Genomic DNA, 16,029 nt, shown 5'->3' with positions numbered 1-16,029 from the left:
TGACCGCTAACCGGGCTGCCCGGGAGGCAGCCGCACCGAAGCTAGGACGAGGACGTCGATGAAGACCCTGGAATCCCCGCACGGCCCCGGAACGGATGCCGCCGCGCCGGGCGTTGGACAGCGCAGGCTCGCCGCGGAGCTGCACGAACGGCTGCGGCGCGCGGCGCTGGGCGGCCCGGACCGGGCCCGGCAGCGGCACCTCGGGCGGGGCAAGCTGCTGCCCCGCGACCGGGTCGGGCAGCTGCTGGATGCAGGCAGCCCCTTCCTGGAGGTCGCACCGCTGGCGGCCGAGGACATGTACGACGGCGAGTGCCCCGGCGCGGGGCTGATCACCGGCATCGGACTGGTCCATGGGCGGCAAGTGATGGTTGTCTGCAACGACGCGACCGTCAAGGGCGGCACCTACTATCCGATGACCGTCAAGAAGCACCTGCGCGCGCAGGAGATTGCGCTGGAGAACCGGCTGCCCTGCATCTACCTGGTCGACTCCGGCGGCGCCTTCCTGCCGCGCCAGGACGAGGTTTTTCCGGACCGCGAGCACTTCGGCCGCATCTTCTACAACCAGGCGCGGATGTCCGCTGCCGGCATCCCGCAGATCGCCGCCGTGCTCGGATCCTGCACCGCCGGCGGAGCCTACGTGCCGGCGATGAGCGACGAGACGGTGATCGTCCGGAACCAGGGCACCATCTTTTTGGGCGGCCCGCCGCTGGTCAAGGCGGCCACAGGCGAGGTGGTGACGGCGGAGGAGCTCGGGGGCGGTGAACTGCACGCCCGGACCAGCGGGGTGGCGGACCACCTCGCCGAAGACGACGGGCATGCGCTGGAGATCGTGCGCGACATCGTCGCGACCCTGGCCCCGCCCGAGTACAGCTGGGCCGCGGTGGAACCGGTGGAACCGGAGCGGGACCCGGCGGAGCTCTACGACGTGGTGCCCACCGATCCGCAGACCCCCTACGACGTGCATGAAGTCATCCGCCGGCTCGTGGACGCCGGGTCGTTCCACGAGTTCAAGAAGGAGTACGGGCCCACCCTGGTCACCGGCTTCGCCCGCCTGGACGGGCACCGGGTGGGCATCATCGCCAACAACGGCGTCCTCTTCGGAGAATCGGCACTCAAGGGCGCCCACTTCATTGAACTGGCCGACCAGCGCGGCATTCCACTGATCTTCCTGCAGAACATCTCCGGCTTCATGGTCGGCCGGGACTACGAGGCCGCCGGCATCGCCAGGCACGGCGCGAAGATGGTCACCGCCGTCGCCACGGCCCGCGTACCCAAGCTCACCGTCGTCATCGGCGGCTCCTTCGGCGCCGGCAACTACTCCATGTGCGGGCGCGCCTACTCCCCGCGCTTCCTGTGGATGTGGCCGGCCGCGCGGATCAGCGTGATGGGCGGCAGCCAGGCGGCCGCCGTGCTCGCGACGGTCAAGCGCGACGGGCTGGAGGCGGCCGGCGGCAGCTGGTCCGCGGAGGACGAGGAGACGTTCAAGGCCCCCATCCGTGAGGCCTACGAGGCGCAGGGGAACCCCTGGTACTCCACCGCCCGGCTCTGGGACGACGGGGTGATCGATCCGCCGGATACCCGTCGGGTGCTGGCGCTGGCGCTCGCCGCCTGCGCCCAGGCGCCCCTGCCCGACAGCAACTTCGGCCTGTTCCGGATGTGAGGCACTGATGACCACCACCCCCGACCCGCGCCTGGGCACCGTCCTGGTCGCCAACCGCGGCGAAATCGCGGTCCGCATCATCCGGACGCTGCGCCGAATGGGCCTGCGCTCCGGCGCGGTCTACAGCGACGCCGACGCCGGTGCCCGCCACGTCCGCGAGGCCGACGTCGCCGTCCGGCTGGGACCGGCCGCGCCGGCCGAAAGCTACCTCAACGTTCCCGCACTGGTGCGCGCCGCCCAGCGCGCCGGCGCCGACGCCGTGCACCCCGGCTACGGGTTCCTCAGCGAAAGCCCGGCCCTGGCCGAGGCGCTCGACGACGCCGGCATCGTGTTCATCGGACCCGGCACGCACGCGCTGCGGCTCATGGGGGACAAGATCAACGCCCGCAACCACGTGCACGGCCACGGAGTGCCCGTGGTCCCCGGCGTCTCCGAACCCGGCCTGGACGACGCAGCGCTGATTGCGGCGGCGGCCGACGTCGGCTTTCCGCTGCTGATCAAGCCGTCGGCCGGCGGCGGCGGCAAGGGCATGCAGGCGGTTTCCACGGCAGCCGAGCTGCCAGGGGCGCTGGCCGCGGCACGCCGGGTGGCCGCAGCCGCCTTCGGCGACGACACCCTCCTGCTGGAACGGCTGGTGCCCACGGCCCGGCACATCGAGGTCCAGGTGTTGGCCGACCGGCACGGGAACACCATCCACCTGGGCGAACGCGAATGCTCCCTGCAGCGCCGGCACCAGAAGGTGATCGAGGAGGCGCCCTCCCCGCTGCTGGACGATTCCGCCCGGGCCCGGATGGGGGAGGCGGCCTGCGCCGCCGCCCGCTCCGTGGGCTACGTGGGCGCCGGCACCGTCGAGTTCCTGGTGCCCGCCGAGGCACCCGGGGAGTTCTTCTTCATGGAGATGAACACCCGGCTGCAGGTCGAGCACCCCGTGACGGAGCTGGTCACCGGCGTCGACCTGGTCGAATGGCAGGTCCGCATCGCCGCGGGTGAGGCTCTGGCGCTGCAGCAGGAGGACATCCGGCTGGACGGGCACGCGGTCGAGGCACGCGTCTACGCGGAGAACCCTGCTGACGGGTTCCTGCCTGCGGCAGGAACGGTGCTGCACCTGCGTGAACCCGCCGGGCCGGGCCTCCGGGTGGACTCCGCACTGGCGCCGGGCCTGCAGATCGGCACCGATTATGACCCGCTGCTGGCCAAGGTCATCGCCTGGGCGCCGGACCGCGGCACCGCGCTGGACCGGCTGGACGGGGCCCTGGCCCGCACCGAGGTGCTCGGCGTGGGCACCAACATCGAATACCTCCGGCTGCTCGCAGCGGACGACGACGTGCGCGCCGGCGTCCTGGACACCGGCCTGATCGAGCGGCGGCTCCCGGACCTCGGGTTCCGCGCGGCGCAGGAACCCGAGATCGCCGCAGCCGCACTCCTGCACGCATCCGGGGCCGCGGCACCTCCCGCAGAGACAGGGCAGGGGACGGGCAGCGCCTGGACCCGGGCCGACGGGTTCCGGCTGGGCAGCCCGGCCCCGCAGCGGATCACCGTGCTGCCGGCCGGCGGCAGCGCGGGAACCGACGTCGAGCTGCGCCGCGGGCCCGACGGCTGGAGAATCAGCATCGGCGGCGGCCCGTCCGTCCCCGCGGCGCTCACCCTGGCACCGGGCGAGGCCCGCCTGGAACTGGACGGAGTCCGGCACCGCTGGGCCGCCGCCCGCGAACCGGCCGCGGACCCCGACGCCGGGCCCACCTGGTGGCTCGGAGCCGGAGGCTGGAGCACAGCCCTGCACGTCCCGTCCCGCCGGGAGCTGCTGGCAGCCCGGCTCGCCGCGGCCGGCCGTCCCGCCGGCGCCGCCGACCCCGCCGTCCGTTCCCCGATGCCCGGCACCGTCACCGCGGTGGCCGTGCCCGACGGCGCCCGGGTGCAGGCCGGGGACCTGCTGCTCAGCGTGGAGGCCATGAAGATGGAGCACCGCCTCACCGCACCCGTAGCCGGCGTCGTCGCCCTCACCCTTCGCCCCGGAGACCTCGTCAAGGCGGGGCAGCAGCTGGCCCTCATCCATCCGGACCCGGACCCAGCGCCGGAGCCGGCGGCGGCCGCCGCCGAACCGGCAGCCGAAACCGCAACCACCAACGAAGGAGCAGCCCATGCCGGACTTTGAGCTCAGCGACGAACACCGCGACCTGGTCGCCGCGGTCCGGGAGTTCGCCGACGAGGTGATCGCCCCCGTCTCCGCCCGCCACGACGAGGAGCACAGCTTCCCGTACAAGGTCGTCGCGCAGATGGGAGAGATGGGCCTGTTCGGGCTGCCGTTCCCCGAGGAATACGGCGGCATGGGCGGCGACGCGTTCGCCCTCGGCCTGGCGCTGGAGGAAATCGGGCGCGTGGACCAGTCGGTGGCGATCACCTTGGAAGCCGCCGTCTCCCTCGGCGCGATGCCCGTCTACCGTTTCGGCACCGAGGAACAGAAGCAGCAGTGGCTGCCGATGCTCGCCTCCGGCGAAGCGCTCGCCGGGTTCGGCCTGACGGAATCCGAGGCCGGCTCCGACGCCGGCGGCACCCGCACCACGGCCCGCCGCGAGGACGGACACTGGGTGATCAACGGGAGCAAGGAATTCATCACCAATTCCGGCACCGACATCACCCGGCTGGTCACCGTCACCGCGGTTACCGGCACCCGGGAGGCCTCCGACGGAAGCGTGCGCAAGGAGATCTCCACCATCCTCGTGCCCACCGACACCCCCGGCTTCCGCGCCGAGCCGGCGTACAACAAGGTCGGCTGGAACGCTTCCGACACCCACCCGCTCAGCCTCACCGACGTCCGCGTGCCGGAGGAGAACCTGCTCGGCACGGAGGGCCGCGGCTACGCGAACTTCCTGAACATCCTCGACGAGGGGCGCATCGCCATCGCCGCCCTCGCCACCGGAGCGGCCCAGGGCTGCGTGGATGAGGCGGTCCGCTACGCCAAGGAACGGCAGGCATTCGGCGCCGCCATCGGCACGTACCAGGGCATCCAGTTCAAGATCGCCCGGATGGTCGCCCGCGCCCACACCGCCCGGTTGGCCTGGTACGACGCCGCCACACGGCTGCTGGCGGGCCGGCCCTTCAAAGCCCAGGCGGCCATGGCTAAGCTGATCGCGGGCGAGGCGGCCATGGACAATGCGCGCGACGCGACGCAGGTCTTCGGCGGCTACGGGTTCATCAACGAATTCCGGGTGGCCCGGCACTACCGCGACTCGAAGATCCTGGAGGTCGGCGAAGGCACCACGGAGGTGCAGCTGATGCTGATCGCCCGGGACCTCGGACTCTGATCAACGGCGATTCAGGAGGACCGGCACATGATGGACAAGGTTGTGGCCAGCGCGGAGGCGGCCGTCGCGGATATTCCCGACGGCGCGTCCCTGGCCGTAGGCGGCTTCGGGCTCTGCGGAGTACCGGCTGCACTCATTGAAGCGCTGCACGCCCGCGGTACCACCGGCCTGGAAACCGTAAGCAACAACTGCGGCGTGGACGACTGGGGACTCGGCAGGCTCCTGGCCGACGGGAGGATCCGCCGCACCGTCAGCTCCTACGTGGGGGAGAACAAGGAGTTCGCGCGCCAGTACCTGGCCGGCGAACTCGAGGTCGAACTCACCCCGCAGGGCACCCTCGCCGAGAAGCTGCGCGCCGGCGGAGCCGGCATTCCTGCCTTCTACACGCCCGCCGGCGTCGGAACGCAGGTCAGCGAGGGCGGCCTGCCCCGCCGCTACGACGCCGAGGGCAACGTGGCCGTCGCCTCGCCCGCCAAGGAGGTGCGCAGCTTCGGCGGCCGGTCCTACGTGCTGGAGGAGTCCCTCACCCCCGATTTCGGGCTGGTGCACGCCTGGAAGGGGGACCGGCACGGCAACCTCGTGTTCCGGGCCACCGCCATGAACTTCAACCCGCTCTGCGCCATGGCCGGAAGGATCACCATCGCCGAGGTGGAGGAACTCGTGGAGCCCGGCGAGCTCGATCCGGCGCAGGTGCACGTGCCGGGCATCTTCGTCCAGCGCGTGGTCCACACCGGGCCGGGGGAGAAACGGATCGAAAAACGCACCGTCGCCCAGTCGAAGGAGTCCTGAGATGGCGCTGACCCGCAACGAACTCGCCGCCCGGGTGGCCCGCGAGCTGCGCAACGGACAGTACGTGAACCTGGGCATCGGCATGCCGACCCTGATCCCCAACTTCATTCCCGACGGGGTGGAAGTGGTCCTGCACTCGGAGAACGGGGTGCTCGGCGTCGGGCCCTATCCCTCGGAGGCCGACGTCGACGCTGACCTGATCAACGCGGGAAAGGAAACCGTCACGGTAAACGCCGGCGCGGCGTTCTTCGACTCGGCAGCGTCCTTCGGCATGATCCGCGGCGGGCACGTCGACGTCGCCGTGCTGGGCGCGATGGAGGTCGCCGCCAACGGCGACCTGGCCAACTGGATGATCCCCGGCAAGATGGTCAAGGGCATGGGCGGAGCCATGGACCTGGTCTTCGGGGCCAAGCGGGTGATCGTCATGATGGAACACGTGGACCGGGCCGGGCGCCCGAAGATCGTGTCCGAGTGCTCGCTGCCGCTGACCGGGCAGGGGTGCGTGAACCTGATCGTCACCGACCTCGCCGTCATCGAGGTGACGCCGGCCGGGCTGGTGCTGCGGGAGACCGCTCCCGGCGTCAGCGTTGAGGACGTCACCGCCGCCACCGGCGCCCCGCTGGAGGTGGCCCTTGACCCGGCAGCCTGACACCGGCCCGGCCGCCGGGGCAGCCGCCGGCCGGGTCGTGCTCCAGCGGGGACTGTACTTCGACGAGCTGGACACCGGCACGGTCTACGCCCACCGCCCGGGGCGCACGCTCACCGAAGCGGACAACGTCCTGTTCAGCACGCTGACGATGAATTCACAGCCGCTGCACCTGGATGCCGCCTACAGCTCTGGGCAGCCCTTCGGGCAGCGGCTGGTCAACTCCATGCTCACGCTGGCCGTCATGGTCGGCCAGTCCGTGGCGCAGCTGACCCAGGGCACCCTGGTGGCGCAGCTGGGCCTGACGAATGTGTCGTTTCCGCATCCGCTCTTCCACGGCGACACCCTCTACTCCGAGACCCTCGTGACAGAGAAGCGGCTCTCCGGATCCCGGCCGGGGCAGGGCATCGTCACCCTGTCCCACACCGGCCGCAACCAGGACGGCACCGTGGTGGCCACCTTCACCCGTACCGCGCTGATGTGGACCGAAGCCGGGCATGCCGCGGAGCAGGACGCCGCTGCCCCGGCCCCCGATGCCGCCCCGACACCTCCCACTCCGCCGGGCCGGGCCAACGGCGGGTAAGTTGGGTTGCCTGGCACGACGATAGGAGCACGCGAAAGATGACCACCTTCCCCATGGGCCCGGCCCTGCTGTTCTGCCCGGGCGACCGCGCCGACCGGTTCGCCAAGGCCGCGGACCGCGCCGATGCCGTCATCCTGGACCTGGAGGACGCCGTCGCGCCCGCGGACAAGGACGCCGCCCGCGCCAACCTGCGCACGGCGGCCCTGGATCCCGGCCGCACCATCGTGCGGGTGAACCCGGTGGGCAGCGCGGACTTCCAGGCAGATTTGCAGGCGCTCGCCGCCACCGGGTTCCGCACGGTCATGGCGGCCAAGGCGGAGGACCCTGACGCGCTCGCCGACGCCCTGGCCGGGTACGACGTCGTCGCGCTGCTGGAAACCGCGGCCGGCGTGGTGCGGGCAGCGGAGATCGCCCGGCTGCAGAACGTCACCGGCTTGATGTGGGGCGCGGAGGACCTGATCGCCAGCCTGGGCGGGGAATCCAGCCGCGACGCCTCGGGCCGCTACCGGCACGTTGCCGCCACCGCGCGCTCCACCGTGCTGCTCGCCGCCGGGGCCGCCGGCAAGGGGGCGATCGACGCGATCTACGGCAACATCTCCGACCTGGCCGGCCTGGAGGCCGAGGCGGCGGACGCCGCCGCCTCGGGTTTCGCCGCCAAAGCCTGCATCCACCCCTCGCAGGCAGCAGCCGTCCGTGCCGCCTACGCTCCGGGCGAGGAGGCCGTGGCCTACGCCCGCGAGCTGCTTGCCGAGGCGTCCGGGCAGGGCGGGGTGTTCCGCTTCCGCGGGGAAATGATTGACGGCCCGCTGCTCCGGCAGGCCGAGCAGACCCTGCGCCGGGCCGGTGTCAGCGCGTAGTACAAACGCCAAAACAATAAGCAGGGGAATGATTTTCCGGTGACGTCCGTTACCCCCGGTATGCGAATCGTGATTGCTGGAGCCCATGGACAGATTGCCCGCATCGCCGCCCGCCTGCTGGTGGCCGACGGAAACGACGTTGCCGGACTGATCCGCAACCCCGACCACATTCCCGACCTGGAACAGGACGGCGTGGCCCCGGTCGTCATCGATCTGGAGAACAGCACGACCGAGGACGTCGTGCAGGTGCTCACCGGGGCCGACGTCGCCGTGTTCGCCGCGGGCGCCGGGCCGGGCAGCGGCATCGAACGCAAGGACTCGGTGGACCGCGGCGCGGCGGTGCTGCTCGCCGCCGCCGCCGAGGAGGCAGGCGTCCCGCGGCTGGTGCAGATCTCCTCCAGCGGCGTGGAATCCGTCCGTGACGGAGCCCGGCCCGAGGGCCTCGACGAAGTGATGCACGCCTACCTGACGGCCAAACTCGCCGCCGAGGAGGACCTGCGGTCGAGGGCCGCCCTGGACTGGACCATCCTGCGCCCGGGCCGCCTCACCGACGACCCGGCCGGCGGTCTGGTGGAACTGGCCCCGGGTGCGGAGAACGGCGAGATCCCGCGCGCCGACGTCGCCGCGGTGCTGGCCGAACTGGTCCGCACCGGCAACGGCGCCGGCCAGGTGCTGGGCCTGATCAGCGGAAGCACCCCGATCACGGAGGCCGTGGCCGGACTCGGCTAGGCTCGGCGGAGGCCCGCCGCACCGCACCCGGAGGCCGCCGCGGCCCCCGGGTGCGGGATACTGGGACCATGCAGCTTCCCGACCCGTCCGCCGCCGTGTTTTCCGCCTCCTATCCGCCCGAAGACATCCCGCGCCGCGTGGTCCTGCTGGGCTCGACCGGCTCGATCGGCACCCAGGCCATCGACGTCGCCGACGAAGCGCCGGAGCGCTTCCGGATCGTCGCCCTGGCCGCCGGCGGCGGAAACCTCGCGCAGCTGGCCCGGCAGGCCGTCCATACCCGTGCGGAGGCGGTCGGGTGCGCGGCCGTGGACCTGCCGACCCTTCGGGAAGCGATCCGGGACGCCGCCTCCGACGCCGGCGTCTCCGGCTATGAGCCCGAGCTGTTCACCGGCCCGCAGGCCGCTTCGGCCGTCGCGGCCTGGCCCGCCGCCGATGTCGTGCTGAACGGGATCACCGGCTCCATCGGCCTCGAACCCACCCTTGCCGCCCTGTCCGCCGGCCACCTGCTCGCCCTGGCGAACAAGGAATCGCTCATCGTCGGCGGGGAACTGGTCCGCCGCGCCGCGGGTCCCGGACAGATCGTGCCGGTCGACTCGGAGCACTCGGCCCTGGCCCAGGCGCTGCGCGCGGGAACGTTCACCGAGGTGGACCGGCTCATCGTCACCGCCTCCGGCGGCCCCTTCCGCGGCCGGAAACGGGCGGAGCTCGACGATGTCACCCCCGAACAGGCGCTGGCGCACCCCACCTGGAACATGGGCCGGATGGTGACCACCAACTCCGCCACGATGGTCAACAAGGCCCTCGAGGTGATCGAGGCGCACCTGCTGTTCGACATTCCACTCGAGCGGATCGACGTGGTGGTCCACCCGCAGTCGATTGTGCACTCCATGGTGCAGTTCACGGACGGCTCCACCATCGCCCAGGCCTCCCCGCCAGACATGCGCCTGCCGATCGCCCTGGGCATGGGCTGGCCGCTGCGCGTGCCTGGCGCCGCAAAGCCCTGCGACTGGACCAGGGCCGCCCAGTGGACCTTCGAGCCGCTCGATGAGGAGGCCTTTCCCGCCGTCGCGCTGGCGAAGTCCGCCGCGGCCCGCGGCGGCACGTTCATGGCCGCCTACAACGCCGCCAACGAGGAAGCCGTGGACGCCTTCCACGACGGTCTCATCCGGTTCACAGACATCGTTGATACGATCACCGCCGTACTCGACGCGCATGTGGAGGACGGACCCCTCAGCCTGCAGTCGGTGCTGGCCGCGGAGCAGCGGGCACGCCGGCTGGCCCGCGAACGTTGTGGACGCTGAAGGGGCACCTGCCCTGACTGATCCAAAGGACCTCCGTTGACCGTTCTGCTCTTTATCCTTGGCGTGCTCTTCGTGGCGGCCGGCATTGCCGTCTCCATCGCCCTACACGAGGTGGGGCACCTGGTGCCCGCCAAGCTGTTCAAGGTCCGGGTCACCCAGTACATGATCGGATTCGGGCCCACCGTCTTCTCGAGACGCCGCGGCGAAACCGAATACGGGGTCAAGGCCCTCCCGCTGGGCGGCTACGTGTCCATGATCGGCATGTTCCCGCCGAACCGGGAGGACCACGGCGCGGTCCGCGCCTCCAGCACCGGCATGTTCCAGCAGCTGGCCGCGGACGCCCGGCAGGCCTCAGCCGAGCAGCTGCAGCCCGGGGACGAAAACCGGGTGTTCTACCGGCTGCCCGTCATCAAGCGCATCATCATCATGCTCGGCGGACCGTTCATGAACCTGGTGATCGGCACCGTGCTCTTCGGCGTGTTGCTCAGCGGTTTCGGCACCGCCCAGGCCACCACCACCCTCGCCTCGGTCAACGAATGCGTGGTCACCGCCCAGCGCCAGGCCGAGACCGGCCAGACCGCCTGCACCGCCGAGGATCCCGCGGCGCCGGCCCACGAGGCCGGGCTGCTGCCGGGCGACACCATCACGGCCTTCGACGGCCGGGAGGTCACCGGCTGGGCGGAGCTTTCCGGCTGGATCCGCGAGGCCGCCGGGAGGGAGGTCCCGCTGACCTACGAGCGCGACGGCGTCCGGCATGACACGGTGATCACCCCGCTGCTGACCGAGCGGCCGGTGGCGGCGGAGGATGGCACCGCTGCCACCGACGACGCCGGCAACGCCCTGACCGAGGAGGTCGGTTTCATCGGTGTAGGTGCCTCCCAGGAGCTGGTCCGCCAGCCGGTTTCCACCGTGCTGCCCACGGTGGGGGAGAACCTGCAGGGCATTGCGGGGGTCGTGATCAACCTGCCCCAGCGGCTGGTGGATGTGGCGCAGGCTGCGTTCTCGAGCGAGGAACGGGATCCCAACGGTCCGATGAGCGTCGTCGGAGTCGGGCGGATCGCCGGGGAGATCTCCGCCATGGAGAGCATCGACCTCGAGTCCCGCGTCGCCACGCTGATCGGGCTGGTAGCCAGCGTGAACCTGGCGCTGTTTGTGTTCAACCTGATTCCGCTGCTGCCGCTGGACGGCGGCCACGTGGCGGGGGCTCTGTGGGAGTCGCTGCGGCGCGGCGTGGCGAAGCTGTTCCGCCGCCCGGATCCCGGGCCCTTCGACATGGCCAAGCTGCTCCCGCTCACCTATGCGATGGCCGTGCTCCTGATGGCCATGGGAGCCCTGCTGATCTACGCGGACATCGTGAAGCCGGTCAGCCTGTTCTAAGCGCTCAAATGGATTTGAACGCCCAAAAGGTTGTAAATCGATTTGAGCGCATATACGGTCTCAAGCATGTTCGTCATGACACTGGACCAGAAGAACAGCCGCAGCAGCCCGGACGCCGTCCCCGCCCTGCTCGGGCTGCTGGGCGACCTTCCGGCCGTCCTGCCCTTTGAGCGCACGGTGGGGGACGAGGTCCAGGGCGTACTGGAGGACCCCGCCGCCGTGATCGACGTCGCGCTGCGCGCCGTCCGTGACGGGCGCTGGCATATCGGCATCGGGGTCGGGCCGGTGCGCCTGCCCCTGCCGGCTGCCTCCCGCGAAGGTGCAGGAGAGGCCTTCGTGGCGGCCCGCCGCGCCGTGGACCGGTCGAAGAAGTCCGGGGCCCGGCCCGGCGTCGCCGTCGAGGGCAGCCCCGCAGCCGCCGCCGCCGAAGCGGTGCTCGTCCTGCTGGCACGCCTCGTACAGGAACGCTCCGAGGCCGAGTGGCGGATCCTTGACGAGCTGGAGCCGGGTCGCTGGGGGGCACAGTCGGAGGCGGCACGTAGGCTCGGCATCACCTCGCAGTCCGTCAGCAAGGCGTCGCTGCGGGCCGGATGGGAAGAGGAATGGGCCGCCCGCCCCGTCGCCGCGCACCTGCTGGCCGAAGCTGACCGGCAGGCCACGCAGCCCCAGGGGACGGCGGTCGGCCGCACGACGCGGAGCAGGCAGCCGGGAGAGGATGGACGGAACGGATGATGGTCGAGACGCTCTGGGTGGTCCTGGCACTGGCTGCCGCAGCGGTGCTCGGGTGGCCGCTGACCCTGCTGGTGCTGCGCCTGGCCCGGGTGGTGGACCCGCCCCGTCCCGCGTCCCCGCCTGCCGATCCTGCCGCGGACCAGGTGCTGGATCTGCGGATTTCTTCACCGGGCGGCCCCGGCCCCGGGCTCCAGGTGCACGCCGAGGCGCCGCCGGGCGGGCCCGAACCCCAGGCGACGGCGCCTGCCCCCGACCCGGCGGCCTCCGCCCCGCCCCCGGAGACGGTACTCCGCGGCGGTCTGCTCATCGGTTTCCTGGAGCGCCTCGCGGTCGCCACCGCCATCCTGGCCTCCGAGCCCGTGGCCATCGCCTACGTGGTCGCGATCAAGGGCCTGGGCCGATATGCGGAGCTGAAGGAGACCCCTGCCGCAGCCGAGCGGTTCATCATTGGCACGCTGACCTCCATGCTGTGGGCCGTGGGCGTGGCCGTAGCCGTGCGCATCTTTGTCCTGGACCCCATCACTTAGGCTGGTGAGTATGTTGATCTTCGCTGTTGAATACGTATACGACGCAGAATCCGCCCACGTCAGGGACGAGTACCGGCCCGCCCACCGGCAGTGGCTCGCGGAGCTCGTCGAGGCGGGGACGGTGCTGGCCACCGGACCGTTCGCCGACGGCGCCGGCGCTCTGCTGATCTTCCGGGCCGCCAGCGAGGCGGAGCTCAACGAGCTGCTCCGCCAGGACCCGTTCGCGGTCCACGGCCTGGTGTCCGGCCTGAAGACCACCGAATGGCAGCCTGTGCTGGGCGCCTTCGCCCACCTGCTCTAAGCCCGCAGTGAAGTCGGGCGGGCTCCGCCGCGGGAGGGCCCGCCCGGGTGGATAATGGTTAGGCGCCCACAGGCGCACACCGACACGGATAACTTGCCCCCCGGGGCACTTGGAGGACGTTTTGACCTCGGTCAACCTTGGAATGCCAGCCGCCCCGCCGCCCGTTCTGGCGCCGCGCCGCAAGACCCGCCAGATCAAAGTGGGCTCCGTGGGTGTGGGCTCCGATTTCCCGGTCAGCGTCCAGTCCATGACAACGACGCCGACCACCGACATCAACGCCACCCTGCAGCAGATCGCCGAACTGACGGCCTCCGGGTGTGACATTGTCCGGGTGGCCTGCCCCAGCGCCGACGACGCGGCGGCCCTGCCGATCATCGCGAAGAAGTCGCAGATCCCGGTCATCGCCGACATCCACTTCCAGCCGAAGTACGTGTACGCCGCGATTGACGCGGGCTGCGCCGCGGTCCGCGTGAACCCGGGCAACATCCGCAAGTTCGACGACCAGGTCAAGCAGATCTCGCAGGCGGCGAAGGACGCCGGCGTGTCGATCCGCATCGGCGTCAACGCCGGCTCGCTGGACCCGCGCCTGCTGGCCAAGTACGGCAAGGCCACGCCGGAGGCGCTGGTCGAGTCCGCGGTGTGGGAGGCCTCGCTGTTCGAGGAGCATGACTTCCATGACTTCAAGATCTCCGTCAAGCACAACGACCCGGTGGTCATGGTCCGCGCCTACGAGCTGCTCGCCGAGCGCGGCGACTGGCCCCTCCACCTTGGGGTGACCGAAGCGGGCCCGGCCTTCCAGGGCACCATCAAGTCCGCGACCGCCTTCGGGGCGCTGCTGTCCAAGGGCATCGGCGACACCATCCGGGTCTCCCTCTCCGCCCCGCCGGTGGAGGAGGTCAAGGTGGGCAACCAGATCCTGCAGTCGCTGAACCTGCGCCCGCGCAAGCTCGAGATCGTCTCCTGCCCCTCCTGCGGCCGCGCCCAGGTGGACGTCTACACCCTGGCCGACGAGGTCACTGCCGGCCTCGAAGGCCTGACCGTCCCGCTCCGCGTGGCCGTCATGGGCTGCGTGGTGAACGGTCCGGGGGAAGCGCGCGAGGCTGATCTTGGCGTAGCATCGGGCAACGGCAAGGGGCAGATCTTCGTCAAGGGCGAGGTCATCAAGACCGTCCCCGAAGACCAGATCGTGGAGACGCTGATCGAGGAAGCGATGAGGATCGCCGAGGATATGGGGGAGGCCGATGGCGAAGGTGCTGGCACGGGTGGCCCCATGGTTACCGTCGGCTAGGAACGGCAGCAGGATCCGCAGCGGACAGCACACCGGCTCGCTGCGCATCCTTGCGCGCGAAGACACTGCCGCGCTGCGTGCGCTGGCGGCTGAGGACCCGGTAGCGAACATCTTCATTGCATCGCACCTGGAGGTTGCCGGGTCCGCCGCGCCGACGGCCGCGGGTGGTCAGGTGGTGGGGGCGTTCGACGGCGGGCGGCTGCTCAGCGCCTGCTGGGCCGGAGTGAACCTCGTCCCCGTCGGCGTCACCGCCGACACCGGGCCGGAGCTGGGCGCCTGGCTGGCGCGCAGCGGACGCCGCTTCTCCTCCGTCTTCGGCCCGGCCGAAGGCGTCCTAAGCATCTGGTCTGAGCTGCAGCATGCCTCGCCCCGGCCCTTCGCGATCCGCGAAAGCCAGCCGCTGCTTCAGATCGACGCGCGTTCACCGGTGCCGCCTGCCGCCGGCCTGCGCCACACCCGGCCGGCCGAGCTGGACGTACTGCTGCCGGCCTGCACGGCGATGTTCGAAGAGGAAGTCGGCTACTCTCCCGTCGCGGGCGGGGACCGGCATTACCGCAACCGGGTCCGCGGGCTCATCCAGCGCGGGCATTCGCTTGCCCACATCAATGACGACGGGGAAGTGGTGTTCAAGGCCGAACTGGGAACGGTGTCCCGCGACGCCGTGCAGATCCAGGGCGTGTGGATGAATCCCCGGTACCGCGGGCAGGGGCGCAGTGCGGGGTACATGTCCGCCGTCGTCGCCGCCGCCCTGGAGGTGGCTCCACAGGTCAGCCTCTACGTCAACCACTACAACGAGCGCGCCCGCAGCGTCTATGCCGCCGTCGGCTTCCGGCAGGTCGGCACGTTCGCCACGGTCCTGTTCTAGCCGCCGTCCGCCGTCCTCCGCCTTCGGCGGCCGTTGCTCCGAGCGGATTTCACGTGTGGTCAGTCACAACGCTAGGATCACAAGCATACTTTCTATGTGAAGGTCTCGGCGTCTGCGCCGGCGGCTCCGGCCGTCGTCGGACAGGCCAACGGACAATGAATCTGGGGGGGACAAAGTGAACAAAACGATGAAGGTCGGAGCGTTGCTCGTTGCCGGCGCCTTTGCGCTGACCGGCTGCGCCGGCGACTCCGAGGGTGGCGCGGAGGCCGCGCCGGCGGAGTCGTCGACCCCTACGCCCACGCTGGCCGTAGGGGCTGAGCAGTACACGCCCGACGAGCTCGAGGCGGCGCTGGAAGCGGTCAAGGCGGACAAGGGGCTTTCAGGGGACGTCGAGAACGACGCCATGCTGCGTCCGCAGCTCTCCGGCGCGCTTCCCGACGTCACGACGACGCCGGACCAGTGCCAGACGCTCATTGCCTCCGCCCTGGACGAGGGCATCGGCGACGGAAACCTGGCGGCCATGGCTGTCGGGGACGGTCTGCTGACCGTGGTCAGCTACGAGGATTCGTCGAAGACCGAGGAACAGGCTGATACCACCAAGCAGATGCTTACCGACTGCGCCGAATTCACCATGGAGACCGCAGGCATGGTCGTCACCGGGGAGGCGGAGAGCCTGGACGCGTCGACGGACGCGCCGACGACCCAGGGCGTCCGGACAGTCATCACCCGGGAGGACGGAACAGCCGAAGCGGTCCAGATCAGCGCCCTGTCGGGAACGCTGCATGTGAGCGTCGCCCAGTTCGATCCCGCGAATCCCGAGGCCGTGGTGGCCGACGCCGAGGAGCTTATCAACGCCATCCTCGCGGAGCTCGAGGAGTAGCACAGGCCCGGCCGGGAAGTCCCGGCGGGCGGTTCACCGGCAGGGGCCGGGCCTTCGGGCCCGGCCCCTGCGCCGTGGCTGCCCGCCCCGCCTTCGTAACCGCGTGCCTGGCACCCCGCCCGGCCCTGCACGGCGGCGCGCCTGTCCGTCCCCGGGCCGGAGAACCGGCCCCGTCGCCCGCACCGGTGGGGT

At 71.0% G+C, this 16,029-nt stretch carries 16 protein-coding genes; all 16 read left to right on the top strand.

The window, feature by feature from the left end:
• The first annotated feature begins 58 nt into the window (after positions 1-58).
• The 16 genes from AC5RUW_RS08575 to AC5RUW_RS08500 all read left to right on the top strand — a co-directional run bounded on the left by AC5RUW_RS08575 (position 59) and on the right by AC5RUW_RS08500 (position 15,837).
• On the top strand, positions 59-1,660 hold the full coding sequence (locus AC5RUW_RS08575) for a carboxyl transferase domain-containing protein (RefSeq protein ID WP_494160312.1): 1,602 nt from the start codon (positions 59-61) through the stop codon (positions 1,658-1,660).
• 7 nt (positions 1,661-1,667) lie between these two features.
• Positions 1,668-3,812 carry an acetyl/propionyl/methylcrotonyl-CoA carboxylase subunit alpha gene (locus tag AC5RUW_RS08570; RefSeq protein ID WP_494160311.1) on the top strand — a complete coding sequence of 715 codons (2,145 nt, stop codon included), beginning with the start codon at positions 1,668-1,670 and terminating at the stop codon, positions 3,810-3,812.
• Positions 3,799-4,962, top strand: a complete 1,164-nt coding sequence (locus AC5RUW_RS08565; protein WP_494160310.1) for an acyl-CoA dehydrogenase family protein — start codon at positions 3,799-3,801, stop codon at positions 4,960-4,962. The genes AC5RUW_RS08570 and AC5RUW_RS08565 overlap by 14 nt, the downstream gene beginning before the upstream one ends.
• 27 nt (positions 4,963-4,989) lie before the next feature.
• On the top strand, positions 4,990-5,751 hold the full coding sequence (locus AC5RUW_RS08560) for a CoA transferase subunit A (RefSeq protein ID WP_494160309.1): 762 nt from the start codon (positions 4,990-4,992) through the stop codon (positions 5,749-5,751).
• A 1-nt stretch (position 5,752) separates the two neighbouring features.
• Entirely contained in the window at positions 5,753-6,400 is a 648-nt protein-coding gene (locus AC5RUW_RS08555; RefSeq protein WP_494160308.1) for a CoA transferase subunit B, read from the top strand.
• Positions 6,384-6,980: a MaoC family dehydratase gene (locus AC5RUW_RS08550; protein WP_494160307.1), complete on the top strand. Its 597-nt coding sequence runs from the start codon at positions 6,384-6,386 to the stop codon at positions 6,978-6,980. The genes AC5RUW_RS08555 and AC5RUW_RS08550 overlap by 17 nt, the downstream gene beginning before the upstream one ends.
• A 38-nt stretch (positions 6,981-7,018) precedes the next feature.
• Positions 7,019-7,837, top strand: coding sequence for an HpcH/HpaI aldolase/citrate lyase family protein (locus tag AC5RUW_RS08545; protein WP_494160306.1), 819 nt, complete (start codon positions 7,019-7,021; stop codon positions 7,835-7,837).
• Positions 7,838-7,897: 60 nt separating this feature from the next.
• Positions 7,898-8,566, top strand: a complete 669-nt coding sequence (locus AC5RUW_RS08540) for an NAD(P)H-binding protein (protein ID WP_494160305.1) — start codon at positions 7,898-7,900, stop codon at positions 8,564-8,566.
• Between the two features lie 68 nt (positions 8,567-8,634).
• Complete coding sequence (gene dxr, locus AC5RUW_RS08535; RefSeq protein ID WP_494160304.1) at positions 8,635-9,867, top strand: 1-deoxy-D-xylulose-5-phosphate reductoisomerase; 1,233 nt, start codon at positions 8,635-8,637, stop codon at positions 9,865-9,867.
• Positions 9,868-9,903: 36 nt separating this feature from the next.
• Positions 9,904-11,244 (top strand): M50 family metallopeptidase, encoded by a 1,341-nt coding sequence (locus AC5RUW_RS08530; protein ID WP_494160303.1) that lies wholly within the window; start codon positions 9,904-9,906, stop codon positions 11,242-11,244.
• A gap of 66 nt (positions 11,245-11,310) precedes the next feature.
• Complete coding sequence (locus AC5RUW_RS08525) at positions 11,311-11,976, top strand: MarR family transcriptional regulator (RefSeq protein WP_494160302.1); 666 nt, start codon at positions 11,311-11,313, stop codon at positions 11,974-11,976.
• A complete protein-coding gene (locus AC5RUW_RS08520) occupies positions 11,973-12,503 on the top strand; it encodes a hypothetical protein (protein WP_494160301.1) in 531 nt (176 codons plus the stop codon). Before AC5RUW_RS08525 ends, AC5RUW_RS08520 begins: the two co-directional genes overlap by 4 nt.
• 10 nt (positions 12,504-12,513) lie before the next feature.
• Positions 12,514-12,804, top strand: a complete 291-nt coding sequence (locus AC5RUW_RS08515) for a YciI family protein (RefSeq protein ID WP_494160300.1) — start codon at positions 12,514-12,516, stop codon at positions 12,802-12,804.
• A gap of 121 nt (positions 12,805-12,925) precedes the next feature.
• Positions 12,926-14,092, top strand: a complete 1,167-nt coding sequence (gene ispG / locus AC5RUW_RS08510; RefSeq protein ID WP_494007501.1) for a flavodoxin-dependent (E)-4-hydroxy-3-methylbut-2-enyl-diphosphate synthase — start codon at positions 12,926-12,928, stop codon at positions 14,090-14,092.
• Positions 14,067-14,957, top strand: coding sequence for a GNAT family N-acetyltransferase (locus AC5RUW_RS08505; RefSeq protein WP_494160299.1), 891 nt, complete (start codon positions 14,067-14,069; stop codon positions 14,955-14,957). Before ispG ends, AC5RUW_RS08505 begins: the two co-directional genes overlap by 26 nt.
• Positions 14,958-15,132: 175 nt before the next feature.
• Positions 15,133-15,837 carry a hypothetical protein gene (locus tag AC5RUW_RS08500; RefSeq protein ID WP_494160298.1) on the top strand — a complete coding sequence of 235 codons (705 nt, stop codon included), beginning with the start codon at positions 15,133-15,135 and terminating at the stop codon, positions 15,835-15,837.
• Positions 15,838-16,029 lie beyond the last annotated feature (192 nt).

The sequence above is a fragment of the Arthrobacter sp. Y3222053 genome, from assembly GCF_059092805.1.
This window is presented reverse-complemented; position numbering and strand designations above follow the sequence as displayed.

Excerpts from the sequence above, each read along its gene's own strand:
- AC5RUW_RS08575 (WP_494160312.1), top strand. The coding sequence starts at position 59 with ATGAAGACCCTGGAATCCCCGCACGGCCCCGGAACGGATGCCGCCGCG.
- AC5RUW_RS08570 (WP_494160311.1), top strand. The coding sequence starts at position 1,668 with ATGACCACCACCCCCGACCCGCGCCTGGGCACCGTCCTGGTCGCCAAC.
- AC5RUW_RS08565 (WP_494160310.1), top strand. The coding sequence starts at position 3,799 with ATGCCGGACTTTGAGCTCAGCGACGAACACCGCGACCTGGTCGCCGCG.
- AC5RUW_RS08560 (WP_494160309.1), top strand. The coding sequence starts at position 4,990 with ATGATGGACAAGGTTGTGGCCAGCGCGGAGGCGGCCGTCGCGGATATT.
- AC5RUW_RS08555 (WP_494160308.1), top strand. The coding sequence starts at position 5,753 with ATGGCGCTGACCCGCAACGAACTCGCCGCCCGGGTGGCCCGCGAGCTG.
- AC5RUW_RS08545 (WP_494160306.1), top strand. The coding sequence starts at position 7,019 with ATGACCACCTTCCCCATGGGCCCGGCCCTGCTGTTCTGCCCGGGCGAC.
- AC5RUW_RS08540 (WP_494160305.1), top strand. The coding sequence starts at position 7,898 with ATGCGAATCGTGATTGCTGGAGCCCATGGACAGATTGCCCGCATCGCC.
- dxr (WP_494160304.1), top strand. The coding sequence starts at position 8,635 with ATGCAGCTTCCCGACCCGTCCGCCGCCGTGTTTTCCGCCTCCTATCCG.
- AC5RUW_RS08525 (WP_494160302.1), top strand. The coding sequence starts at position 11,311 with ATGTTCGTCATGACACTGGACCAGAAGAACAGCCGCAGCAGCCCGGAC.
- AC5RUW_RS08520 (WP_494160301.1), top strand. The coding sequence starts at position 11,973 with ATGATGGTCGAGACGCTCTGGGTGGTCCTGGCACTGGCTGCCGCAGCG.
- AC5RUW_RS08515 (WP_494160300.1), top strand. The coding sequence starts at position 12,514 with ATGTTGATCTTCGCTGTTGAATACGTATACGACGCAGAATCCGCCCAC.